This is a genomic window from Rhodohalobacter sp. (assembly GCF_041686455.1).
In the GTDB taxonomy this organism is placed as follows: Bacteria; Bacteroidota; Rhodothermia; order Balneolales; family Balneolaceae; genus Rhodohalobacter.
Window position 1 is genome coordinate 1 of the sequence record NZ_JAWLDW010000085.1, and the last position, 11,429, is coordinate 11,429.

At 39.8% G+C, this 11,429-nt stretch carries 14 protein-coding genes; 4 read left to right on the plus strand and 10 right to left on the minus strand.

Going from position 1 to position 11,429, the window contains the following annotated elements:
• The 3 genes from ACESM0_RS09875 to ACESM0_RS09885 form a co-directional block, all read right to left on the minus strand.
• Positions 1-221: HTTM domain-containing protein (locus tag ACESM0_RS09875; RefSeq protein WP_372906029.1), on the minus strand; the 221-nt coding region annotated here is incomplete at its 3' end.
• A gap of 3 nt (positions 222-224) precedes the next feature.
• The gene (locus ACESM0_RS09880) at positions 225-1,334 is read right to left on the minus strand and encodes an imelysin family protein (RefSeq protein ID WP_372906030.1); all 1,110 of its coding nucleotides are present in this window, start codon (positions 1,332-1,334) and stop codon (positions 225-227) included.
• 73 nt (positions 1,335-1,407) lie between these two features.
• Positions 1,408-2,634 (minus strand): DUF4856 domain-containing protein, encoded by a 1,227-nt coding sequence (locus tag ACESM0_RS09885; protein ID WP_372906032.1) that lies wholly within the window; start codon positions 2,632-2,634, stop codon positions 1,408-1,410.
• 357 nt (positions 2,635-2,991) lie between these two features.
• Here ACESM0_RS09885 and ACESM0_RS09890 point away from each other — a divergent pair, with 357 nt between their 5' ends.
• Entirely contained in the window at positions 2,992-3,156 is a 165-nt protein-coding gene (locus ACESM0_RS09890) for a YqaE/Pmp3 family membrane protein (protein ID WP_372906034.1), read from the plus strand.
• 94 nt (positions 3,157-3,250) lie between these two features.
• The gene (locus ACESM0_RS09895) at positions 3,251-3,547 is read left to right on the plus strand and encodes a hypothetical protein (RefSeq protein ID WP_372906036.1); all 297 of its coding nucleotides are present in this window, start codon (positions 3,251-3,253) and stop codon (positions 3,545-3,547) included.
• Positions 3,548-3,712: 165 nt separating this feature from the next.
• Here ACESM0_RS09895 and ACESM0_RS09900 read toward each other — a convergent pair whose 3' ends face one another.
• The 6 genes from ACESM0_RS09900 to ACESM0_RS09925 all read right to left on the minus strand — a co-directional run bounded on the left by ACESM0_RS09900 (position 3,713) and on the right by ACESM0_RS09925 (position 8,264).
• Positions 3,713-5,248, minus strand: a complete 1,536-nt coding sequence (locus ACESM0_RS09900) for a hypothetical protein (protein ID WP_372906038.1) — start codon at positions 5,246-5,248, stop codon at positions 3,713-3,715.
• 305 nt (positions 5,249-5,553) lie between these two features.
• Positions 5,554-6,195, minus strand: a complete 642-nt coding sequence (locus tag ACESM0_RS09905) for a hypothetical protein (RefSeq protein ID WP_372906040.1) — start codon at positions 6,193-6,195, stop codon at positions 5,554-5,556.
• A 265-nt stretch (positions 6,196-6,460) separates the two neighbouring features.
• A complete protein-coding gene (locus ACESM0_RS09910) occupies positions 6,461-7,066 on the minus strand; it encodes an AraC family transcriptional regulator (protein WP_372906042.1) in 606 nt (201 codons plus the stop codon).
• A 208-nt stretch (positions 7,067-7,274) separates the two neighbouring features.
• Positions 7,275-7,601 (minus strand): hypothetical protein, encoded by a 327-nt coding sequence (locus ACESM0_RS09915; protein WP_372906044.1) that lies wholly within the window; start codon positions 7,599-7,601, stop codon positions 7,275-7,277.
• A 26-nt stretch (positions 7,602-7,627) separates the two neighbouring features.
• Positions 7,628-7,981, minus strand: a complete 354-nt coding sequence (locus ACESM0_RS09920; protein WP_372906045.1) for a cupin domain-containing protein — start codon at positions 7,979-7,981, stop codon at positions 7,628-7,630.
• Between the two features lie 121 nt (positions 7,982-8,102).
• On the minus strand, positions 8,103-8,264 hold the full coding sequence (locus ACESM0_RS09925; RefSeq protein WP_372906047.1) for a hypothetical protein: 162 nt from the start codon (positions 8,262-8,264) through the stop codon (positions 8,103-8,105).
• Positions 8,265-8,501: 237 nt separating this feature from the next.
• Here ACESM0_RS09925 and ACESM0_RS09930 point away from each other — a divergent pair, with 237 nt between their 5' ends.
• Together ACESM0_RS09930 and ACESM0_RS09935 are read left to right on the plus strand one after the other, a co-directional pair.
• On the plus strand, positions 8,502-9,611 hold the full coding sequence (locus ACESM0_RS09930) for a fatty acid desaturase family protein (protein ID WP_372906049.1): 1,110 nt from the start codon (positions 8,502-8,504) through the stop codon (positions 9,609-9,611).
• Between the two features lie 5 nt (positions 9,612-9,616).
• A complete protein-coding gene (locus ACESM0_RS09935) occupies positions 9,617-9,814 on the plus strand; it encodes a hypothetical protein (protein ID WP_372906051.1) in 198 nt (65 codons plus the stop codon).
• Positions 9,815-10,413: 599 nt separating this feature from the next.
• Here the strand turns inward: ACESM0_RS09935 and ACESM0_RS09940 are convergent.
• Positions 10,414-10,986: a porin family protein gene (locus tag ACESM0_RS09940; protein ID WP_372906053.1), complete on the minus strand. Its 573-nt coding sequence runs from the start codon at positions 10,984-10,986 to the stop codon at positions 10,414-10,416.
• Positions 10,987-11,429: the final 443 nt, after the last annotated feature.

An 11,429-nucleotide genomic window follows, 5' to 3' on the forward strand; every position in this document is an offset into this window, starting at 1 on the left:
ATAAAAATAAGATAGGTCCATTCGCCAATCGGCTGCACCCATTCAAAGCCGTAGTACGAAAAGAAAAATTGTGGCTCAATGTAGAGCTTGTAGATCCAGCCGTTGACCGCAAAACGAACGATGCTCCACAGCATCAGAATTCCGAATAAAATTCGAAAAACGGCTAATGGAGCAGCATTCTGAGTATCGGTAAAATAGGAGCGAATGGTTGTTGAATTCAATGGTTAGTCGCCGTCTGCGTCCACATAATCTACGTTAATATTGAGAGCCTGAAGCATATCCACTTTCAGGTTCACAACGTTTTTCTGCAGTTCATCATAGGTAGAAAGCATCAGCGTGTTGTCCGACTCTACCTGTGCGGCAAAATCGGGATTTAAAGCTTCAGCTTCGTCGTGAGCCAGTTGAAACTGACTGTTGATTAACCCGGTTAAATCCGCTCCGTCTTTCATAGTATTCAGGTAGTCCAGGTAATCATCCAGGCTTTGCCCGTTGGTTTCACTGTCGAAATGGATGCCATTAAAAAAGTTGACGCTTGCCGTCAGGGCTTCGTTAAACAATGCCTTGGAAAAACCATTACTGTAGTATGCTTCAACGTGGCTGCTCAACGGGGTGCCGGAGAATACGCCTGCAGGAATTCCAATCTTGCCCGCTCTGAGGTTTTTCTCGTAGTAAAAGATGTAGTCGTTCACCATCATGTCCAGAGAGGAGTTAGCACCGTTACCTGAGTTATTTACAAATTCATCTCGGTAACCGGAAGTCCAGCTGTCCAGCACCTGATGGGTCAGATTATCTATTCTGCTTGTAATGTCGGTCAGGTAAGTGCGGTAGTTCTCAGCATTGGCATCTGTGGTATAGTGCGAGAGAATTTCATCGTCATTTTCGCCGAGGCCGTGCAGCAAGTAATCAAGAGCCGGAAATCCCTGACTATCGGTCAGTGATGGCAGTTCCAGATTGTAGGTTCCGGATTGAATACTGTTTTCAATCTCTTCGGCATCGGTAGGGTAGATATTTAAATAGTCCCGGAAACGGAACTCCATGGCAATTCCCATTTCAAACATGGAAACGTGCTGAAAGGCCAGGTAGGCAGTCTCCCAGCTGTTACGCAGTGACTCGAGATTTTGCTGTGTGGGATCAGCAGCAAAGGTTTCAGCCGATGTATGAAGCTGACCGGTGGTTTCAGAAAAATTGGTAAACGATGGGATAATTATATTATCCGCCCAGTTTTCTAAAATAGCCTCCCGGTCGAAATCATCTGCACTTGGTCCTGATGGGCCATCATCCGTACAGCCCCAAAAGAGAATAATTGACAAAATGAATAAAGCAAATTTCTTCATGATCATAGTTTGTTTTGGTACAAAAAGCCGGCAGCCATTTTTCAGCTGCCAGCTAACGTGTAAGGATATTGATTTAATTAGAAGCAGCTTCTTCCAGTGTAAAATCAAATTTGTCGGCGATTTGTTCAGATAAATCGTCAAGTGTTGACGTTTCAAGATCCCACAGTCCGTTTTCGCCGTCATCCAATAGATCGGTGAGTATGGCTTCTGCTTCACTGTTGGTTAGGTATGGCTGTTCGGTTCCCGGTATACGGGTGAACTGGAGACTGTATATAAATCCATATCCTTCAGAGAGGGAATGGAATGCAGATCCTAGTTGATCATCTTCAATTTGACGTTTAGCGGCCTGAAGATAGTAAACTGCACGAACACCTATTACTTTTGAAATAGACTCCTGAATAATGGCGGCTTGCTCATCACGCACTTCATAATCCCCGGCAACGATAGCGGCACGACCCAATTTGAATGCGTTAAAGATATCCTCGGCAATAGTGTTAAAATCATCATCCTGATTTACCGATCCGGTATACTTATTCAGGAATATATCGTCACTTCCAATGGTAGCAACCGGATTGGCAGGATTGGCTGAAGTTCCGAAAATGTATCCGTATGCTTCATCCCACTTGTGCTCCATAGTAGTGTAGTTAGAGCCTTCAGCAGTCTCTCCGTTATCGTTCTCCTCACGGTTGGAACCTTCATCCAAAACGGCGGGGCTGAGATAGTTATTCAGCATTTGGTCGGCCATAAGTGCACCGTTGAGGCTTTTGGCCACCATCTGGTCATATTCAAGACCTTGTCCGTTGATGTAGCGCTCACCGGATCCATCTGCAATCTGTCCGGGTACGCCGGGGGATGCAAGCTGATTTTGGTTAGGAAATACTTCATTTACCTGACCGATCATCCAGGTTTCGAAATCATTTTTTATTTCTACACTGAGAGAAGCATTGGATGTAAAATAGTCGCGGGAAGCGGCTACTTTACTTTTAATACTTTTGGTTGATGCGTTGAGTTCTTCATCTGAATAGGGATCTACTTCATTGCCGCTTTCATCTTGGTTACGGTACATCTGAAGCAGAAGTTCTTCTGTGGTATTGTCAAAATCGAGCATGGCGGCGAACAGTTCGTCTGCCATTTTAATCCGGGTGGTTTGTCCTGAGAAAGCTACAGTTGATTCTCCGTTACGTTCAAATTCATAAGTAGGGGGCACTTCAATATCTTCGTCGTCACTGCTGTTAATATCACATGAAACAAAAAAAATGAGTGTTAAAAGAGGTAAGAGTAATAATCTTATCGTTTTCATTCTTTGGTAAAACTTACGGTTATTAATTTTGGTTTGTGATGATTATTTAGAATGAATCTAATTTAAGAAGATCATTACTTCATGCAAAATTTAATTAGATCAAATCTAAATAAGGATTCACCATGTATTCATGTTGGCCCATTTGAGTCTGAATAACACTGTTCCCACAATTTGATTAGTGCCAGGAGTAATGAGCATCCGAAACCCGGACGATTAAAACGCTTCGTTTTTTATTGTTAAAACTTAATATGATTCACTCGTTAAGAAGAACTGAATAGTTGATCTTGTGGAATAGCTTTTGTGGTTTGAACTTGTATATTTAGGTATTGTATTCAGTTAATTACTAAAACGAAGTTTATGAGCATCATTCGATTAATTTTAGCCATTCTTTTGCCCCCTGTAGGTGTTTTCTTGACGGTTGGAATAGGTGGAGCTTTTTGGCTCAATATTTTACTAACTATTTTAGGATACATACCCGGCATTATTCACGCGGTATGGGTTATTGCCAAGCATGATCAATAAATAAACAGGAGTCCGGTAGATTTGGTGGCAAATGAGATCGATACTCAAATCTATTATTTTTTACAATTTACATCTCTAAATAGATACCATAATTATGACAGTAAATGAGATTAAAAAACAGCTCGAGACATCAAAAAAACCGGTTGCAAAGGCATTTCACATAGGTGAACATTTTAAGGTTTTGCTTTTTGGTTTTAAAAAAGGAATGAAGCTTGAAGACCATAAAGCCCACCATACCACCAAACTACTGGTTTTAGAAGGTGATGTAATTTATCACCAGGGAAGAAAAGATATCCGGATGAAGCAGCATGACGAGGTAGAAATTCCTGCCGAAGCTTCTCACTCGGTTGGTGCACTGGAAGATAGTTTGATTCTGCTGACTCAGGGGTAATTGAGTGTCGGGTGTTATTTAATTTATCCTTTAAAAATTCATTAAATCTGATTGTTACTCAGATAAATTTGTAACAAAAAGTCCAGAATTTATATTTAGACCTTTTTGTGTCTTATATTTTTGAATGCAAATCCTTGCAGGAATATTGGATATAATTCAACCTGCCTATGATCGTAAAAGAATGTCGTAAATACCTGATCGCAGAGTTTGCCATAGGTACTTAAAGAAGGATGATTCAGGATCACGAATATGATCAATTTCCCCGGCTCGACCTTGATGAGTGGAATCCGCTAAATTTTCAGACCTCACAACCGCTTTGTTGGCTACATAGCTTTTTATGGAGTTTGCGAAATTTACGTGATAATCATCTCTGTCTACGATTTCCATTTTCAGATTTTCATATAAAAGATGCATGTTCCCTGAGCTGGTATCGTCCACCATTTCAAAATTAAAATCAAGTTCGTGTGCAAATCCGCTTACAATTTCCATCCCGCTCAGATCCATAAAGATGGAGTTCAGCTCTTTTAAATCAAAAGGTTGAAGGTTGCCGGCACCTGTCATATGAAAAGGTCCGTCATTTAGTGTGAAATTCAATTCTGTGTTGAGTTCAGAATGGTTTTGAAGGTACGTGACTGCATTCAGGTGTGCCGGTTCTGAAGAAAGAGAATTTACATCACTGACCTGAATCGTGGAATTCATAAAAGAGATGGTGCCGGGGCGAGTGCCTTTTTCATCTTGCTCGGAATATTGAATGTTTGTGTTTCTGAAAAGCAGGGAATCAAGTTGAACGGCAAATGGCAGATTCTGAATAGATTTATTGAGCAGCGTTGGAGCTTTTTTGTTCGGATTATCGTGCAGTTGTTTGTTTTTGGCAATGTGAATGTGGAATGCATCAAAATCCAGTAACCGGGCTTTGATAATATTCTGATTGTGGTAAGCGGACGGATCAACCCCTGAAGCCGTAAAATTCGCTATTTCCATTTCAAACATATTGGCTTCAAACTCAAGAGAAGTCGTAAACTGACTATATCCTCCTACCGGAATCAGCTTCATGGAGGATAACGTCAATAAGCTATCTTTGTGGTTGAAATGTAATCCGGAAAGTGATAGCCGGTTCCGATCTTCTGAGAAAAGAAATCCAAGTGAGTCTACAGCAACATTGTATTGCAGCGATTCAACGGAGTCGGATTCAGCCACGAATTCGATAGATAGACCTGCATTCAGATTGAGGGCGTTTATGCGGTTACTTTCCCTTCCATTTTTGCCTACAATAATTGTCCCGTTGGTAAGGTCAAGCGACTCTATTTCAAACTCTCTAAAAGAAGATTTACTACTGGATTCATCGTCAACGGATGACGGTGAAATATTCCAATCAATAGTAAACGAATCCATTCTGACTTTTGAGAAATTGATGGATTTACGAAAGATAAGATTTGGACTTATTCCGGAAATGTGGAGGGTATCGCTCTGAAAAATGGTGTGGTTGTCGCCGGTTGACGAAATCGAAATCTGACCGATAGAAACAGCTTGCTTCAGCGGAAACACACGGGCAGTATTTATCTCCACGATGTAGGCCGGTCCCAGGGTATCGGCCAGCATGTCTTGAATATGTTCCTGATCAACTCCGTACCGAAGCCATACGAATACCCCTGAAAGGATGATCACCAAAGTGATTAGTGTGAAAATGAACGCTTTTTTCATTGCATTTTAGGATTTTACCGGGTAGAAAATGACCTTTAAATCAAACGTTGACTTCAGGGGCAGTTATCATCAAGGGTCAATTATATAAATTGATTCATCAATTTAATTAAAGTACAAACCGGACTGTAAAGGTGCGTTGAATTGACAAATTGAATACTTATAGATATCACTGCACGCTTTTATGTGCTTTTCCATTACTCCGGTTCAACTATAAGGTCTATAAAAAAAGGCAGACTCAATTACTGAGTCCGCCTTTTTTTTGGGGGGGTATAATTACTTTTTACTATTTCACAATTGAGTGAGTATTAACTCTGTCTCATTTTTACTCGTGCATCGGTAATGGCGTTCTGAAGGTTCTGTAATTCATTATTCAGATGAGTGCCGTTATCCACTACATCGTCTGAAATGGGCGAGATTGAATTGATTCCTTCACTTGTCAAATCATTCGATAAAAATTGTTCGATTTCATTGATATCAGAAACATAGGTCAAAAATGCTTCCTTTACACCAATATTATTTTCAGCAATCTTGTCGTAGGTTAGTGCAAGCTCGGCACGACGTTCATTACTTTGCTTCTGGATATTAGGATTATCATAGCTCTCTTTATCGCTATCCCATGCAGCAAAATATTCTTCTCCACTGGTTTCCATTCGATAGGCATGATTTGAAAAATCTTTCTCCATGTCTTTAATTTTGGACGCATTATCCGAAAACAGGTCAAAGGCTCTTTTTAAATCTGCCTGACCCGGTTTGGTGAGTTCATCCAGAGATGCGTCGATGGCTTCAATTTGTACAATAATGCGCTTGATATCATTATCAACTGTTTGCATGGAGGATTGAACATCCTCAGACCGCTGCATACCTGTTGTAGAACAGGCGGATACAGCAAATACCGTAGCCAAACAAAACAGTAAAAATAGATGTCCGTTTGTCATAAAATTTTTCATAATCGTTTATATTGGTTCCCACAACTTGTGGGACAGTTGTGAAATAATTATCACAACTAAAGATGATCATTCTGAGTTTAAAACCCTTTACACTTTATCACCTAAAGATTACAAAGATTACTGTAATCGCTTAAATGAACCCTGATGGAAATAAGATGAGTTAAAAAAGACCTGTTTCGATGGAGAGGGGCGCGTAGATTAGCAGAGGAACAACTTTAAAAAAAGATATTAAACCAACCTACCATAACATAAACGACAAATATCACTAGCTTGTTTTCGCATTTTCCGAATTTAGTTCAGCAGTATGTTTTTCTACAATGGCCATGCGTTCTTTTCTTAAACGCTCAAAATAGCGAGGTGTTAAACCTGTTGTTTTTTTAAATTGGGCCGCCAGGTAGTCTTTATTTTTGTAATTTAGAATTTCTGCTATTTCCTTGAGAGAGAGATCCTCGTAAAGCATCAGCTCCTTGGCCCGTTCAATTTTTTGAACGACAATAAATTGTAATATTGACATACCTTTTACGTCGGAAAAGATCTTCAGAAGAGATTCTTCTCCCGAAATTACATGTTTATTGACTATATCATGGAAATTCAGATTTGGCAGCGACTCCGAATAGTGAATGACTTCTATAATGGTATTAATGATCCGATCAATCAGTACACTCTCTTTTTCATCAAGCAGAATATACCCTTTCTTTAACAAGTTCTTTTTTAACTCCTGATATTGGACTTTTGTGGACTTTTTGAGAAAGCGAATGGCACCATGTACTGTTATTTCATAGTGAAATCCCATCCTGTCCAACTCCGACTGCAGAACTATTTTATCACGTAAACAGACCACATATTTTACATACAGCTTTTTTTCGGACATTTTTGAAAATTTTTTATTCTGAATGTCCTTATTGTTTGAATCAATCATTTATTAGCGTTGCAAATTTGAATTGTATTTTTTGTTTTTTTTTTGAAATTGAATGCAGTTTCAAAACATACATTTTAAAAGAAAGAGGATGGAAGCTCTCTTTTTCTTCCACCCTCTTGCTATGAATAAATTAAAAAAGCTCAGGTCCTTTTAAACAACATTATCTCAATCTTATTCCGCCTAAAGAATCCAGCCTTTGCGCAATTTTTCCAGATGTGAGTATTCTACCGGTTACATAGTCTCGTATATGTTCGTTACTTAAATATTTATTCATTGATTTTATTGATTCACTGACATTTATAGCAAATATCAGTGATCTTTTTTCACCGGATTTATTTCCTTTTTTATAAAACTTTTCTGCATTACTGTACTGTGCCCTAAAAGTTTGATCATAGATTTTGTTTTGAACGGTATCTAAATAACTGTCGTAATCCGTCATCACAGCGCGGCATTCGTCCTTATTGATTTCATTCAGCTCGGTAATCACTTTATATAGGTTATTCAGTGGGTTCATTAGCTTACGTCCTCATATCCGCTTTTAATTATAGTTGATATCATCTTAAATCGGTCGTTTGCCTTTATTGAAAAAGGGGAGTGAGCCGGGATGATAATAGATTCTCCGGTCTCCAAAAGTTTTGAGTCATCTTCGATAATAATTTCCGCTTTTCCGTCAATGATTTGAATAAATGTATCGAAGGGAGATGTTTTTTCTTCCAGTTTTTCACCACTGTCAATCGAAACGGCACTGATATTCCCGGTTGATTTTTTGATGATCGTTTTGATCACAACCGAATCAGCGACGTATTCAATGATCTCGACAATGATGTGAGCTTTTGATTTTTCAAATTCTAATATTTCATCTTTCATGATATTGAAATAGTGTAATGATGGTTTTCGCGGATGTTAGTCTTAATTCCTCGAGAAACCGTCAATGATTCTCCAAGAAATACTTCGTTTTTTCTTTTACGTCTGATAAGATTGGAAAACTCTACTCCAGATGCGTTACAACCGAAAATTGTATTGTTATATAAATTACAGTTTTGAGGGATTGCAGCTCATTACCGGGATCCATTCTGGTCGAAACTTTTAGAAATGAGGTGTGAATATAATCTCTTTTTTCAACAGCCGGAGTGGTTTTGGATGTTTTCAACAAACTTATATGATTTCAAACCTTTTCTTATCTTTTCCCTCAGACAAACTTCGCCGTTGTTAGAATTCTATAGAATTAAGCAAGCAGAAGGCGGATGTTAGCAAAGACTATTGATTTTGAGCCGGATCTCAGAGCGAATCATATTCTCTTTTATCTATCAAAAACTTATGTAATATTGTCCCGCGAATGTATTGCCATTTTTTATTGAAATGTGTATCAAATTTAAGCTAAATCATCATGCCAGCTATTGAAAAAGTGACGTTTAACAACCGCACAAGCCGTGAATTTGGGAAAACCGTAAAACAAAGGGTAGATCAATATTTTGATGAGAGTGGAATCTCAAAGAACGCCAATTCGGCGATGGTTGTAAAAACTATACTGTTGCTCACTCTCTATATGGGGGCATATGCTTTAATAATTTCCGGGCAGCTATCTCTCGGAGCAATGTGGTTCCTGACATTTGTGATGGGTATAGGTATGGCAGGAATCGGGTTTTCAGTTTCTCACGATGCACTTCACGGGGCCTACTCTTCAAATAAACATATCAATCGAGCTTTGGGATTTACATTCGATATGTTGGGTGCCAATGGTTATATCTGGAAAATAACCCACAACATCATTCATCACACCTACACCAATATACATGGCCATGATGAGGATCTTGAGGTAGCAGCGTTTATAAGACTTTCGCCTCATTCCGAATATAAAATGGTCCACAGGGTGCAGCACATTCTGGCCTTTTTTGCTTATAGCCTGGCTACGTTCTTCTGGGTATTTATCAAAGACTATGTAAACTTCCTGAAACCGAATATTGGCCCTTACAATAATAAAAACCATCCGATCAGCGAATGGGTGATCCTGTTTGTGACAAAGGCAGCTTACTATACGTTTATGCTGGTACTGCCTCTGCTCCTTCTCGACATTACCTGGGTTCATCTTTTAATAGGATTTACTACACTGCACCTAACCGCCGGACTTATTCTGGGAATTATTTTTCAGCTCGCGCACGTAGTAGAGGAGACCGATCATCCGCAACCTGATGAAGAGAATATGATCGATGAGCACTGGATGATCCACGAAATGGTAACCACTAACAACTTTGCCCGTGATAATAAAGCGCTCTGCTGGTTTGTAGGCGGACTCAATTTTCAGATTGAACATCATCTTTTTCCAAAAGTATGCAGTGTTCACTATCCGGCCATCAGCCCGATCGTTGAAAAGACTGCCCGTGAGTTTGATATTCCATACAATCATCACGAAACATTTATTGAAGCGGTGGCATCACACTATCGAACGCTTAAAAAGTTTGGTGATCCGGAGTTTAAATACTCTGAAGCAACGGCTTGAGTAAAGTGAGTTATCAGACAGTTGACAGTGGTTCAGTGAACAGTTGGGGTTTGATAACAGGCCGATTTGGATTGCACATTTTTAATCACCTGCAAATGGGGCAGAGAGGTCTCCAGGCTGCGGTCCTATCGCTGCCACTCAATAGCCTGGACTTACGGTATCAGGATGGAGTTGTAAACGTGAGCGGTTTATTTCGCATTTGAGATGAGCTGCTACTATGGAATTATGAGTTTCAGCACAAGGATCTGTTTTGCATTCAAGTATGAACCCAAAGAACAAAATGCCCCGTAGAGTGCACTATATTTGTAAAAAAGTCCCTGACCACTACATCTGTCAGGCGGCAGTACACTCTCAGCCCAGAACCCGGTTCACAGACCTATCTGAAAGATACCGCACCTACGGCGCGGCTGAGGCTACATGCACCCATCTATATACAAAGATATCGCACCTGCCGGAGCGATTTGTGCCGGGGTATTTACAACATAACTGTAGCGGGCAACAAAGTATGTTCTTACACTGAGGTATTATATATACATAGCAAGGATGGTTTTTTAGGCTGGCTGTTGATCTGTTCTGTGTTCAAAGAAGAAACCTAAAAAAAGTACCCAGTAGGATGCACTATCTTTGAAAAAAACGCCACTGGACACTACCTCGTCTGCCCCGTCAGGTGGCAGGCAGTACCCTTTCAATCCAACACCAGGTTCACAGACTCATCTGAAAGATACCGCATCTTTAGATCAGCATAAGTATCTCGCTACCTTTTACTGCTACTAGTGAGCCCTGCTATTTCGACTGCTTACAACTAATTTCTATGGCCAAAAAGGTAAAAGACTCCTAATTGAACTCCCCTGTTTGTTAACTCATTACTTGAATTTTCGGAGATGTCGCTTAATCCAAGGTTATATCTGGCATCAACACCAAATCCTGTAGGAGTATGCACATAACTTGCGCCAACACTTAAACCCAGATCCATGGTTTTAAAATCGTCTTTTATGTCCACTGAAGAACCGTTTTCCGCCTTAGCATTTAGCAGAAACCCTAACTGCGGGCCTGCCTGAATTCTGAATCCATTGTCATACATATACTGAAACAAAAGCGGTATATTTATGTAATCCAGATTTATATCCGTATTGCCGGACTCTGTACCCTGCATGGAATAGACCAGTTCCGGCTGAAATGCTATCTGATCTTTCAGGTGAATATGTCCAAGCAGTCCTATATGAAGCCCTATTTTAGAGTCAAAACCTGAACCGTTGTCACTATTGATATTGTATGAATTCAGACCACCTTTAATACCAATATTTGTGTGCTGTGCTGTTACCGTACCTGCCGCCAATACCATAATGGTAATGATTGATATAAAATAAAATTTCATCTTTTCCTTTTTTTAAAATTGTTCTTGTCAAGTTAAATTCATCCTTTCGGATTCCAACCAATAAGCAGGTAAGATGATTGGTTTTTAAACCGGAAGTGTTATGTAACAGAAGACAGATGTTATATAGATCACAGATTAATCAGGCCGGATAATTTTATCCCCGGGAAACTGTGGCTTTTAATCCTTTCAACCTGAGCTCGATTCTAAAAAACAAAAAAGTGTCTCCGGTCTGAATAGTAAGGAGGGGACTTTTTGTGCACTTTGATGAAGATTAAGAATCGATCTCAGGTTTTCAGTGCACTGCCGGTTCATTTATACCGGCATTTTACCGTAGTGGTTTGCAACCCCAGCCTGAATGCGTACTTCGCCCTGATTGCCTTCCAAAACGCGCTGGTTTATACCACGTTTCCACTCCCTGCCGGTAGGTTTCAGATTCAAACGAG

Coding starts and splice junctions, on each gene's coding strand:
- ACESM0_RS09880 (WP_372906030.1), bottom strand. CDS start 1,334: ATGAAGAAATTTGCTTTATTCATTTTGTCAATTATTCTCTTTTGGGGC.
- ACESM0_RS09885 (WP_372906032.1), bottom strand. CDS start 2,634: ATGAAAACGATAAGATTATTACTCTTACCTCTTTTAACACTCATTTTT.
- ACESM0_RS09890 (WP_372906034.1), top strand. CDS start 2,992: ATGAGCATCATTCGATTAATTTTAGCCATTCTTTTGCCCCCTGTAGGT.
- ACESM0_RS09895 (WP_372906036.1), top strand. CDS start 3,251: ATGACAGTAAATGAGATTAAAAAACAGCTCGAGACATCAAAAAAACCG.
- ACESM0_RS09900 (WP_372906038.1), bottom strand. CDS start 5,248: ATGAAAAAAGCGTTCATTTTCACACTAATCACTTTGGTGATCATCCTT.
- ACESM0_RS09905 (WP_372906040.1), bottom strand. CDS start 6,195: ATGAAAAATTTTATGACAAACGGACATCTATTTTTACTGTTTTGTTTG.
- ACESM0_RS09910 (WP_372906042.1), bottom strand. CDS start 7,066: ATGTCCGAAAAAAAGCTGTATGTAAAATATGTGGTCTGTTTACGTGAT.
- ACESM0_RS09920 (WP_372906045.1), bottom strand. CDS start 7,981: ATGAAAGATGAAATATTAGAATTTGAAAAATCAAAAGCTCACATCATT.
- ACESM0_RS09930 (WP_372906049.1), top strand. CDS start 8,502: ATGCCAGCTATTGAAAAAGTGACGTTTAACAACCGCACAAGCCGTGAA.
- ACESM0_RS09940 (WP_372906053.1), bottom strand. CDS start 10,986: ATGAAATTTTATTTTATATCAATCATTACCATTATGGTATTGGCGGCA.